The sequence below is a fragment of the Sunxiuqinia indica genome (assembly GCF_009847015.1).
GTDB classification, from domain to species: Bacteria; Bacteroidota; Bacteroidia; order Bacteroidales; family Prolixibacteraceae; genus Sunxiuqinia; species Sunxiuqinia indica.
On sequence record NZ_WVEM01000005.1, the window covers coordinates 21336 to 47903 of the forward strand.

Consider the following 26568-nt stretch of genomic DNA (forward strand, 5'->3'; position numbering starts at 1 on the left):
TATCACATGAAACTCCCAAGATTAATTTTATCATGCTCGTATGCGTTTAATGGTTAAATTAATCATGCTCACTTCATATCTGTTGAAATATTATTGAGTCAATAGAGCTTTTGTTTAACTGATTTCAGTTGATCTTACAAGTTATATGCCAACCTAACTCCCTGCAATCTGCCGGTCGAAAATGGAATCACGGCAAGTTTCTTAACTTTATTTTTTCGCCCACTAACCAAGTTGCCAACAGTTATTCCAATAGCCGCACCTGCCACCACATCGCTAAGCCAATGCTTATTGTCATAAATGCGCGATAAACCGGTTGCAGTTGCAATAGAATACGAAATAATTGGAACAATCAGATGATCACGATACTGATTAGCAATAACCGATGCCACTGCAAAAACAGCTGTTGTATGACCCGATGGTAAACTGGTTCCATTAATTGGCCCTTCAAACCTAAGTGCTGAAATATCAGGTTCTGCATCGGGTCGGGCTCGACCAATTAACGTTTTGGGAACCCGTACAATTAAGCTGGCCAAAATAAAACTCTCGGTTGCCAACAAAGCTGTCGATTGGCTTTTCTGATCCTTGGTCAATAAGCCATACCCCATAAAACCACCGATTAAGGCCAATGAATATTTTGCGCCCCAGGGTTCCAGAAAATTAGAAGTGAAGTGCTCACCCGAACTCCCCCACCCCTCGCTCCAGTTTTGAAAAACATCCCGCACGGGTTCATCAACCAAAAACAAACTGGCCGTTGAAGCGGTAACGACACCAAATGTTGTCCAGTCGCGGCTATCCCAGTGAGCCGGAGCCGTAAACGCTGTTTTGGTATCTTGCCAGCACTTGCCGGCAAAGGAGCGATTAATACGCAATGTGTCAATTTGAGCCGATAAGATAAACGGCAAAAACATGAACAATAGAATTGATTGAGTTTTCTTCACAGGAAAATTATAATTGAGCTACAAGTATCTTAACTTTTGGCGACCTAAACAAGTCTACCATTACGAACTTAGCTAATTTCTTTTGCGCGATTTATTAAAGCAAAGTTAAATTATTCCTTATTTCATTTAATTTTCCACTATTAGATTGTGCACAATATATATATATTCATATTATATTTGTCGTCTAAAGTAATCGGCCATGGATGAAATTTTAAATTTAAAAAGTCAGGTTTGTTTTCCTATTTATACCTTGTCTCGGGAGATTATTCACCAATACCGCCCGTTTCTTGATGAGTTGGAGATCACTTATTCACAATATCTGGTACTCATGGTGCTGTGGGAACAAGAACCTCAAACGGTGAACCAGATCGGCAAAAAGCTCTATCTCGACAGTGGCACACTCACGCCATTATTAAAAAGGTTGGAATTAAAAAAATTTATTACCAGAACACGTAAGCCCAGCGACGAGCGCGTGGTAGAAATCGGACTTACAGAAAATGGTCATGAGTTAAAATCAAAAGCAGTGCTTATTCCTCAAAAAGTGGCTGAAGCCATGAGCGTTAGCAGTGAAGAATTATTAGAGTTGAAGGAAATTGTAATGAAGATTTTAAATAAAACCAAGTGCTCGTAATACAACTTTTGACCAGTATGCTAACTACAGCTGCCGGAGTACTATCACTTCTTTTTTTAGGATGTGTTAGCATTGCCTGAATATATGGTGGATTAACGTGTTAAATGAAAACTTTTGCTTGTGTAGGCAACACCTACTATTGTATGCATAATTTTAGTTTTAGTATCATAAAAAAAGAGAAGAAAATGTCATTATTAGAGAATTTACAGTGGCGCTACGCCACCAAAAAGTACGACCCTACAAAAAAAGTTGCCCAGGAAGATGTCGATAAAATTGTTGAAGCTGCTCGTTTAGCTCCAACTTCATCAGGCCTGCAACAGTTCAGGGTTATTGTAATTACAGATCAGGAATTAAAGGAAAAAATCGTTCCGATTGCTTGGGGGCAGGAAATTGTAGCCGAATGTTCGCATTTGTTGGTTTTTGCTGCCTGGGATCGGTATACTGAAGAACGAATAGACAAGGTATACAATTACACAACTGATGAAAGAGGCTTGCCTCGCGGACGGTTTGGCTCATATACAGACAAGCTAAAAGCATCTTATTTGCCCCAAACTGCTGAGGAAAACTTTGTACACACGGCACGTCAGGCATACATTGGATTCGGTTTATCAATGGCGCAAGCAGCTGAGCTAAAAGTAGACTGTACCCCAATGGAAGGCTTCTCTCCCGAAGAGCTGGACAAACTACTTGGATTAGATAAAAAAGGGCTGAAAAGTGTGACTTTATTGCCATTGGGGTATCGAGATAACGAATCCGACTGGCTGGCAAGCATGAAAAAAGTCCGGAATCCAAAAGAAGAATTTGTATTAGAGGTTTAATCTTTGCTCTATGAAAATAAAAAGAGACTGTTCCTATATTTCATGGGACAGTCTCTTTTTCAATTTAGCAGGAATGTACAAAACTATTTTGATTAAAAATCGATTATTGGTTTTATTGTTATCTAAATTTGCAGAAAAAGGAAGACAAGCATGATTGATATTTCGAACGACGAAAAAACATATAAACAAGTAGATTTTTCGCAAGAGACCGTTGCTGGTAAAGAATTTCAAAGCTGCCGGTTCGTTGAGTGTTCATTTGCGAATTGTGACCTTTCAGATTGTGAGTTCATTGAATGCAAGTTTGAAAACTGCAATCTGGCAATGGTACAAATCGCGAATACCGGCATGAAAGATGTGCAGTTCAAACAATGCAAATTGGTTGGTTTTGATTTTAGTCTTTGCCAGAACTTTTTGTTTGAAGTTGCATTTGACGATTGCCAACTTGACTACGCTTTGTTTACTCAAAAGAAAATGAAAAAAGTGCAATTTCGCGGCGGCTCTTTAATTCAAGTTGATTTTTCAGAATGTGATTTAACCGAAGCCGTTTTTGATAATTGTACACTTACCGGAGCGACCTTTTTTCGCACCAGACTTGAAAAAGCTGATTTTCGAACTGCCATTGATTTTTCATTTGATCCGGACCAAAATAGGATGAAAAAAGCTCGTTTCAGTGAAATTGGATTAGCCGGCTTACTTCAAAAGTACGATCTTCGAATAGAGCGGAATTAAGTAATAACAGGTGAAAAAAAGCAATGCTCGGTCGTGCTAAGACTCCAGCTTTTTAGCTTCGTCCCAATATTTATCCATTTCAGCCAAGGGCATTTTTTTAAGATCCTTTCCCTTTTTCAGGGTCTGACTTTCGAGATAGTTAAACCGCTTAATAAACTTCAGGTTTGTGCGTTCCAGAGCAGCCTCCGGATCGACACCATAAAGCCGGGCAGCATTTACCAATGAAAAAAACAGATCGCCAAACTCTGCTTCTATTTTATCCTTATCATTTGCCGCAATTTCATCCTGCAGCTCGTTCACTTCCTCTTTTACCTTATCCCACACCTGCTCCGGACGATCCCAATCAAACCCCACACCACTCACCTTTTCCTGCACGCGATCAGCTTTTACCAAAGCAGGTAACGACGATGGCACTCCTTCCAAAACCGTTTTCTTTTTCCTGCCTTTCTCCTTCAATTTCAAGCTTTCCCAATTTTGCTCAACCTCGCGGGCATTATCAACATCAACATTTCCATAAATATGCGGGTGGCGATAAATCAATTTTTCATTCAATTCAGAAATGATGTCTTGAATATCGAAAGCATTTTTCTCTGAACCGATCTTCGCATAAAATACAATGTGCAGCAGCAAATCGCCCAATTCCTTTTTGATCTCCTGCGAGTCGGCCTGCAAAATGGCATCACCCAATTCGTAGGTTTCTTCGATCGTTAACTTGCGTAACGACTCAAAAGTTTGCTCACGATCCCACGGACACTTCTCGCGAAGTTCATCCATAATTTCTAACAACTTGCCAAAAGCTTCCAGTTTTTCATTCATCTGCATGGGGTAAATTTTTGAATCCATCAAAATTACAATCTTTATTGAAAGCAACCAGAAGAATGTTCTAAAATGAAATTCTTCAATTTGCTGCTTTAAACCTACTGTATAAAACTATTCAAATTGAAAGAAAATCAAGTTCTCATCCTTAATCCCTAAAGGGAAGCATTGATGTTTCCGGACTCTCGCTTCCGTATCGGGGTAAAAAAGACTGAATAAAATTCATTCCCCGGAATCACTCACAAGCGTTTTAGCAATCAACTTTAAAATGCGTATCATTGTCTCCGAAAAATAAATTTCATGGAACTTGCAGTCAACTACATCAGTTTTATTGGTTCGTTTGTTTTGGCCATATCTGGAGCACTTACAGCTATGCACAAGCGTTTCGACCCTTTTGGAGTGCTAATTATTGCTTTTGCTACAGCGATTGGTGGAGGAACAATTCGTGATATTTTACTAACCGGGAAATCCGTTTTCTGGATGACTCAAACATCTTATATCTATTTTATTTTGGCCGGGACTATTTTTGCCATCGTGTTTAAATCACGTCTTTATAACATTAGCCGTCCACTACTATTTTTCGATGCCATTGGGTTAGGGCTCTATACAATTACCGGCGTACAAATCGGACTTGAATATGATTTGGAGTCCGTAAATTGTATTATTCTTGGAACAATTACCGGAGTATTTGGAGGTATTTTGCGTGACATCCTGGTTAATGAAGTGCCTGTTATTTTCAAAAAAGAAGTTTATGCAACTGTCTGCATTTTAGGTGCAAGCCTCTATCTCGTTCTATTTCGATTAAATGTTGCGAATCCAATTCTTCAAATCATACCGGTACTATTCATCATTGCTCTAAGGTTAATTGTCATTCATTTCAATATTTCACTTCCGTCATTGTATGCCAATGATGGCGGAGAACATGCTGAAAACTAACCAGCCGTGCTTTGTAGCCCGCCGATTGCATGCTTCAAAGCAAAATAATTTCATCAAAAAAAGGAGCCATTCCAAAATCGAATTGAAGATTTAGAATAGCTCTCCTGTATTTTTAAATACGGTCGATTTATAATCGGTTATACCTTTTCGTTAACTCTTTCAAGTATTCCTTTTTCGAGCTTTTTAACTGTTCCCACTTAAAACGCCATTCCCAGTTTCCAACTGCAGTTCCCGGAACGTTCATGCGGCCTTTCGAATCAAGAGCCAACAAATCCTGCATCGGAACAATTGCCATCCTTGCAACCGACGCCCATGCCGCTTCAATAATCCGATCCGGCAATTTTGCGACTCCCTCATTAAAATAGCATTTAAGATTCTGGCGCTCGTCAATAGTGGCAGATTTTATCCATCCTAATGTTGTATCATTATCATGCGTCCCGGTGTAAACCACAAAGTTTTCACCAAAATTATGAGGTAAATGTTCGTTTGTCTCGTCCGACGCATAAGCAAATTGAAGGACTTTCATTCCTGCTAATTCAAATTCATCCCGAAGATTTTCAACTTCAGGAGTAATAACCCCCAAATCTTCGGCAATAACAGGCAGTTCTCCAATTTGAGATTTCAGGAGTTTCATCAATTCAAGACCTTTTGCCGGAACCCATTCGCCCTTTATAGCTGTTTTCTCGCCGGCTTTTACTGACCAAAATGACTCCAAACCACGAAAATGGTCAATCCGGATTAAATCATACATTTTAAAGCTGAAATGCAAACGTGCAATCCACCAGTCGAAATCGCGTTCAGCCAATCGCTCCCAGTCAAATACCGGATTGCCCCACAGCTGACCTGTCTCACTGAAATAATCTGGCGGTACTCCTCCAACATGAGTTGGTTTACCCTTATCATCTAAAAGAAAGATATCCTGATTTCCCCATACGTCTGCACTATCGAGCGATACATACAAAGGCATGTCGCCAAATAACTGCACGCCATGATTGTTCGCATATTTCTTCAAATCAAACCATTGTTTGAAGAATATAAATTGAATAAAACGTTGGTAATTGATTGCCTCAGCGAACTCAAGGTGAGCCTTGTCAACAGCAAGCTGATCTCGTTGTTTTATCGGCTTTTTCCATTTATTCCAGATCAAGTCCGGCTCCTGTTCTTTCAAAGACTGGAAAAGAGAATAATCATCTAACCACCACGAGTGCTCGCCCAAAAAATTGAAGTAATCCTCTTTGTACAGATCAAATTTCTCATTGAACCGCTTAAAAGCCTTTTTCAACAAGGCAGTTTTAACCGGAGCAACTTGCTCGTATTCCACCTTTTTATCCGAAAACTCGGTCAATTTATCAAGCTCACTTTTCCTCAATAAATTATCTTTTACCAATCGATCCACTCCAATCAGCAGGTCACTGCCGGCAAATGCTGAATAACTCTGATAGGGCGAATTTCCGAATCCTGTCGGTCCCAGTGGCAAAATCTGCCAAAGTTTTTGATCTGTCTCTCTCAAGAAATCCACAAAAGCATATGCTTCTTCTCCTAAGGTTCCAACTCCGTATTTTCCAGGCAACGAACTGATATGTAATAAAATCCCACTGCTTCGCGTCATATTACTTCTGACTTTTTTCAAATTAGAGTCAAAAATAAACCTTTTCTTCTGAACGCTATAGATTTCCATATTAAATCGAAAAGAAATTACTGATATTTCCTTTGAAAACGTACCTTTGCGACTAACTAAAAACATGGAGAAATGGCAGCGATTGGTTTAATGAACGAACTGGAAATTGTAAAAGAAGTTGATTTTGGTATTTATCTCGATGGTGGCCCACATGGAGAGATCCTGATGCCCAAACGCTATGTTCCTGAGGGTTCAAAGCCTGGAGATGTACTGAATGTATTCATTTATCTTGACTCCGAAGACCGACTTGTTGCGACCAATGAAACTCCCAAAGCAATGGTGGGCGAGTTTGCCTTGTTGAAAGTCGTTTCTGTAACAACTGTTGGGGCATTTTTGGATTGGGGCTTGCCAAAAGATTTACTGGTTCCCTTTCGCGAGCAGCAGCACCCCATGGAAGCCGGGCGTTCGTATTTGGTTTTCGTTTACTTAGACGATGAAAGTCAACGCATTGCTGCGTCTTCGAAATTGGATAAAAGCGTCGATAATATTCCGGTTGATTATGAAGTAGGTGAGGAAGTAGACCTAATCATTGCAGGCCAAACCGATTTAGGTTATAAAGCCATCATCGACAACAGCCATTGGGGCATGATTTATAAAAATGAGGTTTTTCAAAACTTAAAAGTCGGGCAAAAACTAAAAGGATTTATTAAGACCGTTCGCGAAGATGAGAAAATTGACCTCTCGCTTCAAAAAGAAGGCTACGAAAAGATTGATGAGATTTCACAGGGAATTTTAAACAAGCTGGCTGCCAACGAAGGTTTTCTTCCACTGACCGATAAAAGTTCACCTGAATTGATTAAAAACACCTTTCAAATCAGCAAAAAGAATTTTAAAAAAGCCATTGGCGCATTATACAAACACCGTTTGATCAGCCTGGAAGACGATGGCATAAGATTGCTCAAATAAACAAACAACACCTGACAACCTCCACTTTTCATGAAACTTTGTATTGCCGAGAAACCTAGTGTCGCCAAAGAAATTGCTCAAATTATTGGAGCAAAAAGTCGGCGCGATGGTTATTTCGAAGGAAATGGCTACCAGGTGAGCTGGACCTTTGGCCATTTGTGCACTCTCAAAGAACCGCACGACTACACGGCTCGGTGGAAATATTGGAACATCAACGAACTACCGATGATTCCCAAACGGTTTGGCATTAAAGTTATTGATGACGAAGGCGTAAAAAAGCAGTTTTCTATTTTAGAAAATTTGATTGGCAAAGCTGATGAAATTATTAATTGTGGTGATGCCGGACAAGAAGGAGAATTAATCCAGCGCTGGGTGCTGACGAAAGCCGGAAACAAAGCACCCATCAAACGACTCTGGATTTCATCGCTAACAGAAGAAGCTATTCGCGAAGGTTTTGAAAAGCTGATGCCCTGCGACGACTTTGAAAAGCTATACGAAGCAGGTAGCGCTCGTGCAATTGGCGACTGGCTTTTGGGTATGAATGCCACCCGACTATACACCTTAAAGTACGGGCAAAACAAACAGGTACTTTCCATCGGCAGAGTACAAACTCCCACCCTTGCGCTAATTGTAGAGCGACAAATTGAAATTGAAAATTTCAAACCAACACCCTTTTGGGAAATTAAAACCAATTACCGCGATGCCATTTTCGCCTCAACAACCGGGCGATTTGAAAACAAAGAGGAAGCACAAAAGGTATTGGAAGATATTTCGGAAAAAGATTTACACATCGGCAAAATTGCTACCAAAAAGAGCAAAGAACACCCGCCACGTTTGTTCGACCTAACCTCATTACAAATTGAATGTAACCGAAAATTAAATCTCAGTGCCGACGAAACCTTGCGGACCATTCAGTCGCTGTACGAAAAGAAAGTAACCACCTATCCGCGTGTTGACACCACTTTCCTTTCGGACGATATTTATAAAAAAGTTCCCGCCACTTTAAAAAACCTGAAAGGTTACGAAGAACTGACTCAGCCATTATTAAGTGCCGGCAAAATCCGAAAATCGAAAAAAGTTTTCGACAACAAAAAAATTACTGATCACCACGCTATTATTCCAACCGGAGTTTATCGAATTGATTTAGCCGAAGCAGAGCGAAAAGTGTATGACATGGTTGTGAAACGCTTTATCGCTGCCTTTTATCCTGATTGTGAAATTGCCAACACCACCGTTGAAGCAAGCATCGAAAAACACCAATTTAAAGCAACAGGCAAACTGATTTTGAAACCGGGTTGGCGCGAAGTGTACAAAAATGATAAAAAAGGAGGCCAGTCGGACGATAATATTCTGCCTGCATTTACCACTGGAGAACACGGACCGCACAAGCCCGAATTACAGGAAAAACAAACCCAACCACCCAATTACTTTACGGAGGCAACGCTGCTTCGGGCAATGGAAACTGCTGGCAAAAACATGGATGACGACGAATTGCGCGAACTGATGAAAGAAAATGGAATCGGCCGTCCATCAACCCGAGCCAACATTATTGAAACGCTTTTTCGCAGGCGATATATTCGCAAAGAACGCAAGCGATTGGTTGCCACACCAACAGGCATGGATTTGATCAATACTATTGAAAATGACTTGCTGAAATCGGCCGAATTAACCGGCCAGTGGGAAAAGAAACTTCGTGAAATTGAATCCGGCGAATTGGAGATAGCCCAGTTTATGGCCGACCTGAAAAACATGGTAACCGAGGTAATTTGGCAGGTGAAAAAATCGCAAAAAAAGGAAATCACAATTCTTGAAGACGAAGAGAAAAAAGCGCAAGCTGAAGAAAAAACCAATACGAAAAAGAAAGCTTCAAGTAAAGCCCCCGATGAACTACCCTGCCCGCAATGCAAAAAAGGAAAACTCCTAAAAGGAAAATCGGCCTTTGGCTGCTCCGAATGGAATAACGGATGCCACTTTAAGATTCCGTTTCAATGGTTTGACAAAAAACTAACCGACAAACAAATTTCAAGCTTGGTTGCCAAAGGTAAAACTCCTCTGATTAAAGGATTCAGCTACGAAGGTTTGAAATTGGATGGCCGACTATTGTTAACTGATGAGCAATCCGTCCAACTTCACCCTCAAATAAAAGATGACAGCACTTGCCCCAAATGCAACACCGGCAAAATCCTAAAAGGAAAAACAGCCTACGGATGTTCTAATTTTAGAAATGGATGTGATTTTCGGATTTCGTTTGAAATCTAAGCAACTTTCGATACTCTCTTCTGGGAAATAAGCAGCCACAAGATCAGATCTTTTCGAATACAATCTGCTCATTAAATTTCTTAACAATTGTATCCAAACAATGCTTTAGCGTAGTATATTCATTCGGTTGATAAACAGATTTTTTTAATGTGTAACTTGCATTCGCTTCAATCAATTCGTCTTCATTTTTGAACTTGATTTCAATATCTACCAGATCATCACCAAAATGGTAATCGTCAGGAAGTGAATTTAATTGATAGCCTGAAGGAATTTCAATTATTGAATTATATTTCTCCGTTTTCGAATAGATAAAATCAACCGGGTATGAGCGTGTTTTCTGTTTCAATTTATTCTCTCTAATCGGGAAATTCAAGAATGGTGAAACCACCAGTTTATTTCCCAATTGCTCGATAGGAAATTCGCTGTCAAATGAGATGACATAAGGCTTTCTGTTCCGATCAAAATTGAAACAACTCACCATATTGACTTTTGAAAAACCACGCTTTAACAGATACTCCCTTATTTTCGCAGTATCGTTTTGAAAAGAGTTCTTATACCAAAATGACTCAAATACGGAGGTATTAATTGAAACAGATGCCTCGCCAACAAAATGGTTAGCATCGATCTTAATCCGAATATTCTTACTGTCAATTGAATTTTTATGATTAACTAAACTAATCCAAACAGGCTCTTCGTCATCGACCAATAATCCCTTTTCGTTTATACAACGTGGAGGTATTTCATTATAGGCAATCAGGTCATTTGTTCCATCTGTTAAATAGGATTTATTATCAATCTTCACCAACACGACAACGTAGTTGAAAAAGTATTCAAAAGGGTAGTCAGCCTTTATTTTTCCATGGTTGCGTGTGCTAATTATTACAGGATCAGCATCGACCCCAGCCGTACGAAGTAACGCAAGTAAATACAAGTTTATATCTGCATTATTTCCAGATTTCTCATTGAGTAGTTGCTTCGAATTCTTCGACGCATACTTAGAATTAATCTGATTCCAACTGTAATGAGATCTGACAAACTCAATAATAGCAATGCTCTTTTCGGTCTGGCTCATCCCGTTCAAGTCTATTTCAGATTCCAAAACTTTCTTTGCCGATCGGGTACAACTTTTTACGTATTTACCAAAATCTTCATGCTTATTAAGGCTTTCACATAGGCCGGGCCATGTCGTCATAATTTCCTTTGTCCCACCCGTTGGATAATAAATATTGGAAAGTTGAAAATCAACCTTCATAATATAATCATCAACCGAAGTGATATATGATTCATCGTTAAATGCTGGAACATTCTTCATTGCAAACGTGTGAACTAAGTCGTGAAAGACCACCCCACTTCCAATATTCTGCCCATAATTCTGAACGATCTTGCCAAAAGTTCTTTCGGAACGATCCTCCTCTGAAAGTCGATAATCAAAATGCTTTATTCCCTGAGCTAAAAAAGCGTATTTGTAAAAAGGAATCATACTCACTTGATATACACTAAAGATTGTGGGAATGCTGGTTTGAAAGACCCAACCCGGAAGGTTAAAAAGAAATGGAGTCTCCACAACATACTTATACTCAATAATTGATCCAACTTTCACATCTGGAAATGTAAATTTTTGGCGATACCAATTGTTGTTTTTCTTTTCTTCATAAACTAAGTTTTGATCCAATTTTGCTCTTGTCAAGCTTCCATCTTCCAAGTTATAAGTATAAGCTTCAATAGATACGACCTCTTCTGTCTTTCCAAAACCATCTTGATAATACGGGATAGCTATTTCAGCATAATCAATCCCTGCTTCTTTTAGTATTTTAATCCGTTTTGTTCTTGTAAAACGGATATCATAACCTCCTTCATCCGTATCAAAAAATATAGATTTCCCTTGATCAAAAAGAATTACAGCCGGCGCTTCCGGGTCTTTGTCATAGGTTTTAAGATCCCACTCTTCTTTGCTAATAACTCCAAAATCGCGTGAATACTCTTGAGCATGACTAACGCTGGGTTCGATTAAAATCAGAAAGAGAAAAAGATAAAATATTTTCATTTAATTTGGATTTAATACAATTGCAGACCGGTGTTGAACATCTTTTATCGAATCAAAAAAAGCATATATCTCAGAATATCGATCTAATGGGTAATCCCCATCGTATAACTGAAAACGACGGGTAAAAAACAATGCGCTATCTTTTTGTAAATAATGCTCTTCGTAACAGCCAAAATCAGATTTCAGCAGAACACTTTTGGAGAATTCAACTTTGTAATCGTCGTAAAACGGTAAATAATAAATAATTGAATCCAATCTATTAATTGGAAATGTTATTCTCACCGGACTCTTTCGGTCGTCTGGCTTCTTAATATCCGGCATTCTTAAGGTTTTTGGATTCAGAACAATCATACCGCTAATAGTTCTAAATTGGTCTTTCACCTGCATCTCAACATCTAACCACATTGAAGCGGAATCGCGGTTTTCCTGCGAGAATTTCCAATCTTCAATCTGAAAGTTTCGGAGTGGGATCGATTCCTCTATATAATTCTTCTGATCTTCCTTACTTCTACTCGTCTGATAATACTTACATGTCTCGAAATCATCCCCTCTTAATTTTTCAGAAACTTTAGCAGTTCCAGTTCCTTCTAAATTTAAGTTGAATGTACAGGTAGTTGTTCTCAAAACGTCTGCCTGACTTAATGTTGGAGTTTTTACAAGTTCGCTTTTCTCTCCATTTACAAGAAGTCCGTATCTGTTTTGAGTGAAAGTTCCTAAGTAATCAAAAGGCAAATAACTGGCCGTATTTTCCAACCATATCGTATCTCCCTGAAGGGGCACCACAAGAATAACATGATTAAACTGTTGACCGGGATAAGCCTGATTAATCCTTACAGGATTCTCACCGGAGTATATTTTTGTATAGAAAGAAGGAATGCCAACATGGTTTAAAAGTGCTTTCAGGTATATGGTCAGCGCCTTACAATCTCCATATCCGTTTTCGCATACATACGAAGCGGAATAGGGCTTTAATCCTCCTTCATCAACAAAAACGCCAATATACCGGGTATTATCTTGAAGATAATGGTATAGCGTCTTGATAATCTCTTTCGGATCTTTGATCCCCGATGTCAAGCGATCAATTTTCAATTGCTCACTCGGTGGAAGTACATCCAAACCATCATTCATCTGATCTTGCCAGATGCCATACGACTGCCACCTATCAAAGCTTCCTTTCAATTCGTAGTTAAATACATTGGGGATTAGAATCACATGTGGAACAGTTTCTTGACCGGGAGGCGAAAAATATTCACTTTTGAATGAGCTGATATCACTCTTCTGCCATTTTAAACGGGTGGCATTCTTCAATTTTTCCTCTCTAAAGATAAACCCACCGATCGTGTCAATTCTCATTGAAAAACCATCAGGCACCTCAACTTCCAAAGTCGCGTTGTGCGTGAAGACCTTTGCATTGACGCCTGGATACCACTTAGCAATATATAAAAACCGATCAGTAATTCTTTGGTAGCTATATTTTATTTGGTATGGATAAGCATCCCATTTCAGCTCAAACTCTTTTATAAAGTCATCTTCATAAAATGCTCCTCTAGCAATATCACTTCGTGTCGTAATCTCGTGGTTCCTTAATTTTCGAATAATGTTCCCATTCAGGTCCATGACAACCGCTTCCAGTATCTCCAGTTTGTCATTTTTATCAAATGGAATTTTTATATCTGCGATCCAATTGGATCGTTTATCGTTAATCTGAATCAAGAATGACTCTTTTTTAACTAATTTGTTTGATTTTACTTGTATGGAAGTCGTATAGTCTAGCACTTCACATTCAGACTGCGACCAACATAATGTGCAACCAAAAAATACAAGCAATACTGACAGATAAATTTTCGGGATTGTAATCATTTAAAAGAATGCCGATTTTGATTTCACACTCCTAATTTACATATGATCTTAGATATTCCAAATGCCTAACTATATAATTTTACTAAATAAATAATTTTTAGACTAATTTGAACTCATTCTAATTAATGATTTCAAAGATTCAATTCATCATTACAAAGGATTCAATGAGGCTTCCAGTGCCTTTCAAGGTCAGATGATTTCGGTTTCAACCACATAAAAAAATACAGAGGTTTAATAAACCTCCGTATCCCATATACTCAGACAACTATTTCTTGCACTGTTTTTATCATCTCCTCAGCCATAATTTTCACGCCTTTTTCGATATTCGGGAATTCAGCATTTGTAAAATTCATTCGAATGTGTTGACTACCTTCTCCATTCGTAAAAAACGAGTTGCCGGGGACAAAAACGACGCCTCTTTTCATCGTGCGTTTAATCAGCCTACCTCAGTCTTTCTCATTTATATTGCTTTTTGCAAAGACAAGCTATTTTCTGCTTCATCTCGCCACCAGAAGCAAAAAAGCGATTGTCCAAATCAGGTCACTCTCACATACATTCAACCGCTTTATTCTTGATACTGCTGGCTTATTGTTTTTTTCATAATCCTTCAATCGCTGCTCCAGCCTTTCCACTCCAAACATCCGTTCATGCGCGTACCAATCAACAAATTTTCCATGTTCAGCTTTTCTTTGTTCACCATATCCTCAATGAATTTGGCTCGGGAGGGATCATCTGTCGGTGAATTTGGGAAAAACTCCCAAAAAGGAATATCCCTGTTTCCCCGAAAACCAACGTGCCAGATGACGTCTAAATCACTTCGTTGTGCCAAATCAATATGAAAGCTCCAAAACTCGCACAGTTTTTCCTTTTCCGTAATGCTGATCCGCGGAGTGGGTTGCTGCTTGACATTCTCCCAGTACTTATCCCAATCGTTATAGCTGGAACCAAGCACCAACATATGATGCCCGGTCACCATTAACCCGTGCCTTTTGGCAGTTGTGGCTTCTTTTCCTGCCGGATAAGGTGGTTTGAAGCTATTTGAATCAGCAATTCGGCCTTCTAGCATATTCAGTTTCAACCGTAACATGGTTTCAATGAAAACGCTTCGTAATTCTCTTCAGAAAGTTTCTGCCACGGGATAATTAAGTCTCTAACATTGGGGAACCATGCACGAAATTTTATGTCCAGAGAATCATAAACACGGTGAAAATCATTGGGAATCTCAACGCTCTCCTTTCTCGATAGTAGCTCAGAGGCTCAAAACCAAAGCGGTCTAATTCATAAAAACTCCTCAGAGAAAGAGTAAATAGCATAAATCGTACCTCGCATACCTGCACCATTTAATACAACCCTCGCTTGATCGGCATAAATCTGGTGTGCTTCCCAGCCAGTAACGACTGGATGAATACCAGAATACCGATCGTCGGTTGCGACTACGATCCCCCCCCATATTCAGGCAATTGATCCACAATAGATGGCGTCTCGCCAAAGACGTTTTTTAAATCTCTTTGCAAATCGCCTGCTGCTTCATACACAGGCGGTGCTTCATCAGGATAGACATATATTTGAAGCCCTTCCCTGATCGCAAACTTTTGGACCGAGGCCGTGCATGATAGTAGTATGCTTGTAAAAGCGATTAAATTGAGAATCAGACTCAGCCTGATCATCGACCTAAGTATATTATTTTGACAGTCATCTTTCTTATCTTAAAAATTGGTTTGGAGCTAGGGAACATATATTTCAGATTCAAGGTCTTTGTAATAATCCAGATCATGTTCTGGTTTTTCTAATTCTTGAGGTATTGGCTTTCCAGCAAAAGTTTGGAAATACAGAACACATGAATTACCCCACCTCACCGCATCTTTTTCCTGAATCTCGAGCAAAGATTTCACGTGCAAAAAACGATGCTGGTCGATCAGCCCTTCCAACGACTTCCAGTCTGCCTGCATCTGCCGCACTGATTCTACTCCCTCATAATACTTATGTACCAGTTCACCCCATAGCGTACGTCCTGATTTCATTTGATGGTTCCAGTCAACATGGTGAAACCAGAGCAAATACATTTCAGGAGTGCGGTCAATGTCATTAAAAACTTCGCTTAGTGGCGAATGATACTGCTCAGCGGCATTTGATCCACTTTTGGTTCTATCATAGCCAATTCCCTCTTTATCGGCCTGATGAAACCGCTTCGAACGATTTGACCAAGGTGCAGAGCCGTAGTGGAACCCTGTTCCGATATGAGTAAGGCCTAAAGGCTCTCTATAATTAACACCGGCCTCACTAGACACTTGCATCAAATCTTTCATAATGTCAATAGCCTCCTTGTCATTTGAAAAGGTTTGTCTAATCCACTCTTCGGCCAGTTGCTCACTACTCAATTTGTAATCCCATGCCAGACGGCCAAAAGCATACCAACTTGATTGAACAAAAGGATGCCTGGTCCAATTCCGGTCGGTACCCGGGTTAATGACTGCTGCCATTCCACTCGTGTTGTAATCGAATACCTCTCCGGCCAACACTTTACCCACCGTTGAACCTTTCCCTCTTGCATAGGTGTCGGCATCCAGTGTTTCCTCAAACATGCCCCCTTTGTAAACCAGATGATTGCCATTACCCAAATACTCTTGAGTAACCTGAAATTCGATCATTGTATTCGTCTTGGGCAAAGCACCAAGAAGAGGCGAAAATGGCTCGCGTGGCATAAAATCAAGCGGGCCGTTTTTAATTTGAAGGACTACATTGTCCATAAACCTGCCATCAAGCGGTACAAACTCGTCATAAGCCTCTCTCACCCGATCAGCCTGTCTTTCTCCATATACAAAAGCACGCCATATAACGACTCCTCCAAAAGGCTTTAATAATTCGGCCAGCATATTTGCTCCTTCGGCATGATCACGTCCATACGTTTTTGGTCCCGGTTGCCCTTCAGAGTCAGCTTTCACCAAAAACCCTCCTAAATTCGGAATCCGGGAATAAATATCTTCTGTTTTCTTTTTCCACCAAGCGATAACTTCAGAATTAAGCGGATCGGCGGTATTCAAGTCACCAAGTGAAACCGGCGAACTGTAGTTGATCGAAATATATACCTTTATTCCATAGGGTCGAAAAATGTCAGCCAATACGGTAATCTTCTCCTGGAAATGGTCCGTAATAAACCAAGTATCTGCATTGACATTATTGATCGCGACCCCATTGATACCAATTGAGGCACTTATCCGTGCAAAATCAGTATATCGTGGATGTTTGTAATTGGGCAAAGTACTCCACTCCCATAAGGACAAACCGGCATAACCTCTCTCAACTGAACGATCAATATTATCCCAATGGTTGGCAAGGCGAAGTTTACAATGTGGAGAGCTATAGACTGATATTTCATCAAGATCCCGATGGGTTTGTAACATTCTAAGGAAATGAAATGTACCGTATAAAACTCCAATATCACTATTTGCAGCAATGACTATTGCTTCGTTCCCATCAAGCAACTTATTTTCAATCAAAAAGCCTTCATCACCCAAACTACCGAGTTGTCCTTGTAAATTCAAAGAAGCAATAGAGCTCGAGTTTTCAGGGGTTCCCAAAATCAAGATTCCATCTGAATTTACCTCCAAAGTCCTTTCAATATCTGTACCGAGCAATCCAGATAAACCGTGAGAAAGTTCGTCGCTTATCACCTGCATCGTTGGAGAATCATTATTCAAGGATATCTTTTGTATTTGCTTTCTGTATTTTTCTAATAATTGCTGATCGCCAACACGTTCATAACGAAGCCACATGCGGTAACCGTCTTCCTCCGAACAGAGATTCTGAGACTTTACGTGTAGCTGGCAGATGAGCAGGCCAACGAATAGAGCTATTCTAAATAATTGGAACAAGCTATTTCCGGGTTTTAGTACCCTGCTGACTTTGGGGGGAAACATTGTCATAAATATAATTTTTGAGAAAACTATTTCAACAAGAGACGGCGGCTCTGTATAAGTATCAAGATAATTCAAGGAAATTCAATAGCAGCACGATGTGTTAAAAAAAAGAGTAAAAGAAGCCTACCAAAAAGGCAAGCTTCTTTTTATACATTCGTTACTTGTAAATCTAATAGCCAGGATTCTGTTCTAATTCGGCTCCAGTATTTTTTTGAATTTCACTGAAGTGGATTGCAAATAAATCCTGGTGGTCGCCGATATTCGCTCCAACGATCGGGTTAACTTTACGATTGCGTTCAACGAGTTGTCCGAGTCTTCCCAAGGTGAAAATCCTGAGTTTTTCATAATGTAATTCGCGTAGCTGTTCGTCCATGATGTAATCAATATCGACATCTTCTGGCGCAACATCCGGAGCTTGAGCCCTGCTGCGAACAACATTAATATCGGCTGCAGCATTGTCAAAATCGTCTTTGCCGAGAAAAGCCTCTGCTCTTAATAAATAAGTATCTGCTAAGCGAATCATATAATGTTTTCTCCAGGTTTGCTCAGCAGATCCTAACATGGTACCCGGAATTGTCTGATCGGGATCCCAAAATTCCAACGGATGTTTTTCCGGAGTAGTCAGTTTCATAATCATCGGATAAAAATAGCGCATGGAGTCCACATTTGTTTCTTTTATAAGTGGAAGGTTATCAGCGTAAACCCACTTCCCATGGAATTCACTTCCCGGATTGTTTACTTTCACGTCGCGAACAATATTATGAGGAGCATTACGAATATCTTCGTCCCAGCCACTTTTTTCCCAAACTGTGGTTAGGAAGTAGTCACTGGGGCGCACATAACCTTGCGAACGGCCCATGTAATAGGTACTTGGCAACACGCATATTGCAGCCGTTGTTCCGTCGCTTTGGCGCAATGTCGCCCTCGTTATATAAGGCCCTACAAAACGCTCCAGTTCATATTTGCGATCGCCTCCACCTGGCACATTATAACTGTATTGTAAATTCCAGATTGATTCGGTATTTCCGACCGAACGGTCTTGGTTTCCCTGACGGAATAAATCCCAGTAAACGTCTTTATTATCGCCTCTTGCCCAGAAATAATCAGGATGAGGCGTTTCATTCATGCGCGAACCAAAACGTTGAGTCATTAAGGCTGTTCCTGGATGATCGATTACTTTGGACGATTCAGTAATTGCTTTATCCCATTCTTTTAAACTCAGGTAAACCTCTGTTAACACATGACTTGCTGCCAAGCGATTTATTCTGGATTCAGGTGCAACATCAATATCAGATAAATTTGTGGCGGCGAATTCCAAATCAGCTGCAGCTTGTTCATAAGTTTCTTTGCGCGTAGCCCGGACATAATCCTTTTTAGGTTCCGAAGTTTCATTTAAAACAATTGGAACTCCCCCCCAAAGGTGGGCTAATTTCATATAAGCAAATCCTCTAAAAAAACGAGCTTCAGCTTCTATCTCAATCTGCTCTTCGGCAGTTAGTTCGCTATCTTCACCAACGGAACGACCAATGATAACATTGGCATCGTAAATTATTTCATAAAAAATCTTCCACAAATCCAGTTGTTTTCCCTGGGCTCCCCAACGAGCTGTGAAATCATTATTACCCTGAGTATCAAAGTAAGTTAATGCCAAATCAGTTCCGTACCAGGTAAAACGAGGATTGTCGTCTCGTCCTCTCTCACCCCACAGTCGGTCCCGCACAATTACATGCAGGTGATATACTGCTGCTTCAAAATCCTGGTAAGTTACATACGAGTTCGACGGAGCTAAAAAATCTACCGGCTCCTCCTTTAAGTATTCCTCTTCATCGCAAGAAAAACCAAGAGTGAGTAGAATGATTACAATTGCAAACCTACTCATAAAGGTTTTGCTTGCTATAGCGAATTTGTTTCTATTATGTTTCATTTCGATGTCCATTTTTAAAGTTCAATATTCAGTCCAATTGTATAGCTTCTCATTACCGGACGCCCATCACGTGATACACTCTGGCCAGTTTCCGGATCCCATCCTTGCCAATCAGTAATGGTTAATAAGTTTTTACCACTTACAAATAAGCGTAAGTTTTCGATATTAAGTCTGTTCAGAATACTGCTGTTGAAATTATAGCCCAAAGAGAGATCTTGCAGTCGAATGAAATTACGCTGTGCATAGGTTCGCCCCTTCATATCGCCTGGCTGTCTTAGCGAGTTCTTCTGGTATTCAGCATCCGGGTTTTCAGGTAACCAGTAATTATCGTAACCTTTCGGATAACTTTCGTTGTACTGGTCGTCATACTGAATGTAATTTAAATCGTTGGCCTGCATATAATAATTTTTTCCTCCCTGGATTGAATTGATGAAAAAGCTCAGAGACCAATCTTTGTATTGTAAACGGTTGCTAATTCCGAAACGATAAGATGGATCAGAATAACCAAGAATCACCATATCATTTTCAGGGTTGATTCCTCCGTCGCCTTCAACCTGATCAACGATCTTATTTGTTCCCACATCATAACCTGAAGGAATTTCGTCGCCCAGCTGATAAATTTCACCTGTAATTTCGTACCCATAAATCGTATTCAGCGGATGACCAATAAACAGTCGTTCCGATATCAGGTCGTCTTCAACTCCGTCTCCGTCGTTATCAGCTCCTAACAATTCTTTCAGTTCGTCCCTGTTTCGTGAAAATGAAAATTCGCTGGTCCAACTGAAATCATTCTTTTGAATATTAACCGAACTAATTGATAGCTCAATACCACTATTATGAATTTTACCGAGGTTATCAGGAAACTGATTAAATCGACCAATACTCGGAATATCAACGGTATATAACAGGTTTGAAGTATTGTTGCTATAGTAGTTAACTGATCCGTTTATTCTTGAATCAAGGAAACCAAAATCGAGTCCAAGATTTATTCCTGTTGTTGTTTCCCATTTTAGCGAAGGACTAGCCAAACTGGTAATTTCCTGCGTATAAATGCTCGCCCCATTGGCATCAACATAATTATAACCTCCACCAACTTTAGCCATTGTTTGGTATCTTCCAACGGTGCGGTTACCACTTTGTCCGTATGATGCTCTTACTTTCATATAGTTCATTACATCAGACCAACCAGTAAAGAAAGGTTCCTCTGAAACAACCCAGCCGATGGATCCTGATGGGAAGAAACCAAATTTGTTGTTTTCGCTAAAACCCGAAAATCCATCTCTTCGGAAAGTACCGGTTAGCATATATTTGTTTTTGAAGCTATAGAAAAAGCGTCCCATCGAGAAAAGACTTGATTCTTTCCACCCTCCGGAATAGGCTTGTTGCAATTCGCTTTCTCCAAACTGCAGGGCATTGTAACCCAATACATCATTTATAAAAATCGACCCAACTCCGATAGTATATTCGTATTCACGTTCCTCAATACCATACACAAAGGTTACATCGATACTGTGGTCGTTGCCAAACCGATGTTTATAATTTAAATTGTTATCAAACGAAACATCTACACGACGATTATTTTCTTTACTTCCTCTTCCCTGAAAGTTTTCATCCCAGGGGCGGAAAATATAATAACGCCTCATGGTTTGGTTGTTGGCATAATTAACCTTATAGGTTAAGCCTTTTAAGAATGGAAACTTAATTTCGGCATAAATATTCCCAAATAAGTTTTGCCTTACATCTTCGTTGTCGGCCTGTGCTTCTACCAAAGGATTTAACCACGCATTGTTTTCCAACATCGGAATGAGCTCCCCGTTTTCATCGTAAGCTGACTCAAATGGCATCACATAGCGCGAGCTTGTGCTTGGCGAAACTCCTGAATAATCAGAAGTTGAATAAAAAGACTGAATACCAACAGTCAGCCAATCGGTTACCTTGCTATCAATGTTTATACGTGCATTGATGCGCTCATAACCTTCATTAATCATATAACCTTGCTGATCGGTATATCCAACAGAAATAAAATAGTTACTAAAATCGGTTTGATTGGCCAAACTGAGGTTATGACTGTTTGTGAACATGTTATCGTTGGTAAGCAAATTGTACCAATCTGTTGACTTTCCTGCCAGATAATTCTCGCTCTGTTGATTTGTTTTAAAAAACGGGCTCACATCCCAGTCTGGCTTTGGCTCAATATAACCCGACTCTTCGGTGCGACTTTCACGCCACTCGTTTTCGGCGATTTTTTCAACAAAATAATCGGAATCTCCCGGTTCTAATTCGTTAATAGGCGAATCGAACGAGTATTTTGCCGAATAATTAATAATTGGCCGGCCATTTGTTTTGCTGTCTTTTCGGGTTGTTGTAATAATAATTACACCATTTGCCGCCTGAGAACCATAAACTGCGGTTGCACTATTGTCTTTTAACACATCGATTGAACTGATATCGTTTGGATTGATATCGATAAGGCGACCACGAAAAATCACTCCGTCGAGAATAATTAAAGGATTTTGAGTACCAGACAAAGATGTGCGTCCGCGAATAGAGATGGATGGTCCCTCACCGGCAGTATTCACCTGTCCTACATTTAAACCGGCAACTGCACCTTGCAAAGCCTGTGTTAAAGAGGTACTCGACTTATCTCTAAAATCATCCATATCAACAATTGCGATAGCACCTGTTAGATCACTTTTTTTCATTGATCCGTAACCAATCGCAACGACTTCTTCAATTCCGATCGCTTCTTCTGCCATTACAATATTAACGACGTTTTTGCCCGCTACCGGCATTTCCTGGTTTTGCATCCCTACAAAAGAAAAAATTAAGGTGCCATCCGTTGGAACATTTCCAATTGAGTAGCTTCCATCCGAGTCGGTAACTGTCCCAGTGGTTGTGCCTTTTATTACAACTGTTACTCCAGGAAGTGGTAAGTTGGAAGAGTCAGTTACTTTTCCAGAAACCCTTTTTACAGACTGAATAGTTGCCCCCTGTTGCGGTTTTATTAAGATGAGATTGCTCTCCGTTATTTTATACTCGACAGACTGATCTGCAAACAAATGGTCCAAGATCGTTTGTATCGTTTGATTTGATACATTGATATTGACTTTCTTATCCAAATCAATCTTTTCATTTTCATAGATAAAGCGGAATTCACTTTCACCCTCAATCTTCTGTAAAATTTCCTTAATGGATTTTTGTTTTAGATCCAGACTTAATCGCATGTTCTGAGAGTACACACTCGCTGATACGTGCAAACTAAAGATCAAAACCAATAGACTGGTTAGCTTTGCCATAAGCATAATCTTTTTAGTGAGTCCCTGACGAGGACTCCACAATTCACATTTTTTTTTCATAAATTTGATTCGCTTTTAGTTAATAAAGACGTCTAATGTTACCGCATTAGACATTATTTACTGATTGATACGGAGGATGCTGAAACATTCTCCGTATTTTTTATTTATTCATAATCGTTATATTCTTTCCTTTCATTTGATATCGAATTTCGCCATTTAATTCTGTCAATGCCTCTAAAACATCAGTAATGGTTTGCTCTCCCAGAACTCCGGTATAGTGTATCTCCTGTCCAATACTGGCTGGAATCATAGAAATTTGCACATCAAACCGTCGTTCAAGCTGTCTTGAAAGACGAGACAATGATGTGTTATCCAGGTAAATTTTATTGTCTAACCACCCCATCTCCAGTGACGGGTCGCCTTGTTTGTATACCAAGTGTGACGACAAAGGGTCATAGGAGCCTATTTGTCCGGGCTTAAGGATTAGTTTTTCGCCATTGGCATTAGAAAGCTCAATCTTTCCCTCAATCAATGTTGCTTCGAAATATTTATCTTCAGGATATGCAGATAAGTTAAAACTGGTTCCTAACACTTTTAATTGCATTCCTTTAGGAGTCTGTATAACAAATGGCTTTTTACTTTTTGCGACATCAAAAAAAGCTTCACCCTCAAAGTTTACTTTGCGTATGCCAGTTACCCGGTTATAGTGATAGTCAATATTGGAGCCTGAATTTAGCTTTACTTGAGAGCCATCAGGGAGTGTAAGCTCAGTTCTGCTTCCATAGGCTGTGGTCAATCTCATTTTGTTTTCGGTAATTGAAAATTGGCCGGTAAAAACAGCTAATCCCAACATTAAAACAATTGCTGCAGCAACTCCCGACATAGCATAAACAGCTTTTTGAAGTCTGATCTTCCGGGTGTTCTGTTTTTCAATCGATTGATTTACGACTCTCCAGGCTTCTGAACTATTGAATCTGTTCATCGTTGAAATAAAACCAGCGGCTTCCCATATTTTTGTTAAAGCGCTATTTTGACCAATCCGGCTTTCGGACTCCACTTCGGCTCTTTTCTCGCCTGTTAGCTGATCAATGATTGTGTTTCTATTTTCTTCTTCGGGCTTCATAATTGCTTACTTACCAGAAAGACACATCCAATAACAAATGGTCCTATTCAAATGCAAAAAAATAATTACTATAGAGCTTCTTTTATCTCAAGGCAAGATTTCAGATATTGAAGTGATTTCCAAATTTGGTTTTTTATCGTTTTTATGGACACGCCTAATTTATCGGCTATCTCCTTCTGTTTTAGACCTTCAAATCTACTCATTAAAAAAACCTGTTTGCTTCTTTCGGGTAGCTCTTCAATACATTCTGTTACAAGATCGATAAACTCTTGTTCTTCAAGCAAATTTGATTCATTGATTTCTATATCTACTGGAAGGCTTTCCATCGTTTTTTTTCGTGATGCTTCACTCCTCAAGTAGTTAAGAGCGGCATTTCGGGAAGCTTTTAACAGGTAGCCCAATAAGTGCTCGTGTATTACGATTCTCTCCCGTCCGTTCCAAAGCCTGATGAAAACTTCCTGGACAATGTCCTCAGAAGCATTTGAATTATTTGTAATTTGAAAAACATAGGCACAAAGACGAGGATAATACAAGTCAAAAATCTTATTAAAACTTGCATAATCAGAGAAACTATAGGTCAAATGGGCGTTATCTTCGTTTTCAATTTTCAATACGTCAAATTTTCAATCGTCCCTATCTCTCCTTTCCCATTGACGTTCGTTTTTCAAGGAAGGATCTTAAATTATTCGCCCACGAAGATATATAAAAATGAGACATGTGCTCTGCCCAGTTCAGGAAACACCATACCTAGTCTTCCTTTTTTATATACTCAGGAACTTACAGCACATGCTCTCTAATTTTGATCATCTACAACTAATAAATACGAATTTGAGCAACATCATTATAAGTAAAACTGTGCTCTAATTTTCTTCATGACTCTGTAATAAATCCAACTATCAGCTACTCTAACAGAAAAACCTCGTTGATCCGCTATTTACTGGCGAATTAGCCCTGCCTCCCATAACAATTTGAGGACTTGTTGCTGTGTACGTTCAGGTTTATTAGCTCTTCATCTCCTCAGCCATAATTTTCACGCCTTTTTCGATATTCGGGAATTCAGCATTTGTAAAATTCATTCGAATGTGTTGACTACCTTCTCCATTCGTGAAAAACGAGTTGCCGGGGACGAAAACGACGCCTCTTTTCATCGTGCGTTTAATCAACTCGTCTGCTTTTAATCTCTCGGGCAAGGTCAACCAAATAAACATGCCTCCTTTGGGAAGTGTTATATGTACTTCTCCGGGCAAGTAGCGCTTCAGCATATCGTGCATAAAGCGGCATTGCTCTGCATACCTCTTTTGAATTCGCGTCAAATGCTCTTCCAAATCATAATGCGTTAAATAATGATGCAAAATGTATTGTGTCAGATTATTGGGATTCAAATCGGTTGATTGCTTCGCTTTATCGAAATGGGGAACCAAGTCGGGAGACAAAACCACCCAACCATTCCGAAACCCCGGGGCTACCATTTTTGAAAAAGACCCGGTCCAAGCCACATGATCCGGTGCATATTTTTTAACCGGCGCTGGAAACTGCTCCTCGAACCAGATTTCATTATAGGGGTCATCTTCAACCAAAAACTGATTGTAGTTTCTCAGCAACATCGCCAAATCCCGCCGCTTTTCTTCAGAATAAGTGACTCCAGAAGGATTTTGCGCATTGGGAACGACATACATCATTTTGATGTTTCGATTCATGAAGCACGACTCGACTTGTTCCAAATTTGCGCCGTCGGCTTCCAAGTCTACCTCACAAAATTGTGGCTGATAGGCCGACAAAGCCTGGATTGCTCCCAAGTAACTTGGTTTCTCAAGCAAAACCCCGTCGCCTTTATCTATAAACAATTTTGCGAGAATGTCAATCGCTTGTTGAGAACCGTTAGTGATAACAACCATTTCAGGGGTAATATTCAAGTTGTATTTATCACGACACCGATTGGCAATCCACTCACGCAGCGGATAATAGCCCAACGAACCGGCATACTGCAAAATAGTGCGTCCACTTTTTGCCATCACTGCCTTTGCCGATTCAGCCAACTCATTAACCGGAAAAAGCGATGGATTTGGCAAGCCGCCGGCAAAAGAGATCATTTCCTTTTTCCCGGCAACATTTAAAATACTTCGAACAAACGATACCGGGATGTTTCGGTATTGCCCGGATAACTTCTCTTCTAAAAAATGATTGTTCATGATTAGGTGTATTTAAGATTAAAAATGGCAAACAAAAAAATCCCTCCCCGGATGACCACACCGGAAAGGGATTTTGACAATGCAATACAGTCCCGCTCCTATGTGATCAAATCCACACGGACAAGTGCTGCGACTGCTGCGATATTAAATTCCTGTATTAAACTCATAAGCCTGTTTAAATAAAAAAAGCCATTCCCTGTTACAAAGAATGGCTTCAATTTATACTGATATATCTTTTAGATCCATACTCTTCCTTAACTGCTCACGATGACCGCGACTGCCGCTACAAGGACGATATGAATTGTATTTAACCTCATTTGATGAAACAAAGGAAATAATATTTCTTAATTCACCCTCCTTCCTGTTCCATTTTTTTTTATCTCGAAGCAGAAAATTGAGTTTTAGTTAACTTCTGTGTCACTATAAAGTTGGTATCTTCTCTGTTTACTATTCGTACCAACAACAAAAAATAAGCTTCTTTCATTTTTATGTGATAATTTTACT

The 26568-nt window shown here is 39.7% G+C and carries 19 protein-coding genes; 6 read left to right on the plus strand and 13 right to left on the minus strand.

Annotation, left to right across the window (positions count from 1 at the left end; translation table 11 throughout):
* Window positions 1–134 precede the first annotated feature (134 nt).
* Window positions 135–938: a phosphatase PAP2 family protein gene (locus GR929_RS08790; protein ID WP_159518882.1), complete on the minus strand. Its 804-nt coding sequence runs from the start codon at window positions 936–938 to the stop codon at window positions 135–137.
* A gap of 199 nt (window positions 939–1137) precedes the next feature.
* Between GR929_RS08790 and GR929_RS08795 the strand changes: the two genes are divergently transcribed.
* The 3 genes from GR929_RS08795 to GR929_RS08805 all read left to right on the plus strand — a co-directional run bounded on the left by GR929_RS08795 (window position 1138) and on the right by GR929_RS08805 (window position 3116).
* The gene (locus tag GR929_RS08795; RefSeq protein ID WP_159518884.1) at window positions 1138–1569 is read left to right on the plus strand and encodes a MarR family winged helix-turn-helix transcriptional regulator; all 432 of its coding nucleotides are present in this window, start codon (window positions 1138–1140) and stop codon (window positions 1567–1569) included.
* 185 nt (window positions 1570–1754) lie between these two features.
* The gene (locus GR929_RS08800) at window positions 1755–2387 is read left to right on the plus strand and encodes an NAD(P)H-dependent oxidoreductase (protein ID WP_159518886.1); all 633 of its coding nucleotides are present in this window, start codon (window positions 1755–1757) and stop codon (window positions 2385–2387) included.
* A gap of 150 nt (window positions 2388–2537) precedes the next feature.
* On the plus strand, window positions 2538–3116 hold the full coding sequence (locus tag GR929_RS08805) for a pentapeptide repeat-containing protein (protein WP_159518888.1): 579 nt from the start codon (window positions 2538–2540) through the stop codon (window positions 3114–3116).
* A 36-nt stretch (window positions 3117–3152) separates the two neighbouring features.
* On the opposite strand, the gene mazG is transcribed toward GR929_RS08805, so the two are convergent.
* On the minus strand, window positions 3153–3959 hold the full coding sequence (gene mazG / locus GR929_RS08810) for a nucleoside triphosphate pyrophosphohydrolase (protein ID WP_235934221.1): 807 nt from the start codon (window positions 3957–3959) through the stop codon (window positions 3153–3155).
* Window positions 3960–4232: 273 nt separating this feature from the next.
* On the opposite strand from mazG, the gene GR929_RS08815 reads away from it, so the two are divergent.
* The gene (locus GR929_RS08815; RefSeq protein WP_159518890.1) at window positions 4233–4868 is read left to right on the plus strand and encodes a trimeric intracellular cation channel family protein; all 636 of its coding nucleotides are present in this window, start codon (window positions 4233–4235) and stop codon (window positions 4866–4868) included.
* 127 nt (window positions 4869–4995) lie between these two features.
* Here the strand turns inward: GR929_RS08815 and malQ are convergent, their stop codons facing one another.
* Window positions 4996–6612: a 4-alpha-glucanotransferase gene (gene malQ / locus GR929_RS08820; RefSeq protein ID WP_317162832.1), complete on the minus strand. Its 1617-nt coding sequence runs from the start codon at window positions 6610–6612 to the stop codon at window positions 4996–4998.
* Window positions 6613–6618: 6 nt separating this feature from the next.
* Between malQ and GR929_RS08825 the strand changes: the two genes are divergently transcribed.
* Both GR929_RS08825 and GR929_RS08830 read left to right on the plus strand, forming a co-directional pair.
* Window positions 6619–7452: a CvfB family protein gene (locus tag GR929_RS08825; protein ID WP_159518894.1), complete on the plus strand. Its 834-nt coding sequence runs from the start codon at window positions 6619–6621 to the stop codon at window positions 7450–7452.
* A gap of 30 nt (window positions 7453–7482) precedes the next feature.
* Window positions 7483–9711: a type IA DNA topoisomerase gene (locus tag GR929_RS08830; protein ID WP_159518896.1), complete on the plus strand. Its 2229-nt coding sequence runs from the start codon at window positions 7483–7485 to the stop codon at window positions 9709–9711.
* Window positions 9712–9754: 43 nt separating this feature from the next.
* Here the strand turns inward: GR929_RS08830 and GR929_RS08835 are convergent, their stop codons facing one another.
* From GR929_RS08835 to GR929_RS08880, 10 genes are all read right to left on the minus strand, one after another.
* Entirely contained in the window at window positions 9755–11755 is a 2001-nt protein-coding gene (locus tag GR929_RS08835) for a DUF3857 domain-containing protein (RefSeq protein ID WP_159518898.1), read from the minus strand.
* Window positions 11756–13468, minus strand: coding sequence for a DUF3857 domain-containing protein (locus tag GR929_RS08840; protein ID WP_159518900.1), 1713 nt, complete (start codon window positions 13466–13468; stop codon window positions 11756–11758). It abuts the gene before it with no gap.
* 404 nt (window positions 13469–13872) lie between these two features.
* A complete protein-coding gene (locus GR929_RS08845) occupies window positions 13873–14040 on the minus strand; it encodes a hypothetical protein (protein WP_159518902.1) in 168 nt (55 codons plus the stop codon).
* A gap of 182 nt (window positions 14041–14222) precedes the next feature.
* A complete protein-coding gene (locus GR929_RS08850; protein WP_159518904.1) occupies window positions 14223–14702 on the minus strand; it encodes a glycosyl hydrolase 115 family protein in 480 nt (159 codons plus the stop codon).
* 637 nt (window positions 14703–15339) lie between these two features.
* The gene (locus GR929_RS08855) at window positions 15340–17538 is read right to left on the minus strand and encodes an alpha-glucuronidase family glycosyl hydrolase (RefSeq protein ID WP_201300945.1); all 2199 of its coding nucleotides are present in this window, start codon (window positions 17536–17538) and stop codon (window positions 15340–15342) included.
* A gap of 163 nt (window positions 17539–17701) precedes the next feature.
* Complete coding sequence (locus GR929_RS08860; protein WP_159518906.1) at window positions 17702–19456, minus strand: RagB/SusD family nutrient uptake outer membrane protein; 1755 nt, start codon at window positions 19454–19456, stop codon at window positions 17702–17704.
* A gap of 14 nt (window positions 19457–19470) precedes the next feature.
* A complete protein-coding gene (locus GR929_RS08865) occupies window positions 19471–22812 on the minus strand; it encodes a TonB-dependent receptor (RefSeq protein WP_159518908.1) in 3342 nt (1113 codons plus the stop codon).
* Between the two features lie 100 nt (window positions 22813–22912).
* A complete protein-coding gene (locus tag GR929_RS08870) occupies window positions 22913–23875 on the minus strand; it encodes a FecR family protein (RefSeq protein ID WP_159518910.1) in 963 nt (320 codons plus the stop codon).
* A 68-nt stretch (window positions 23876–23943) separates the two neighbouring features.
* Entirely contained in the window at window positions 23944–24486 is a 543-nt protein-coding gene (locus tag GR929_RS08875) for an RNA polymerase sigma factor (protein ID WP_159518912.1), read from the minus strand.
* A gap of 390 nt (window positions 24487–24876) precedes the next feature.
* Complete coding sequence (locus tag GR929_RS08880) at window positions 24877–26064, minus strand: aminotransferase-like domain-containing protein (RefSeq protein ID WP_159518913.1); 1188 nt, start codon at window positions 26062–26064, stop codon at window positions 24877–24879.
* Between the last annotated feature and the right edge of the window lie 504 nt (window positions 26065–26568).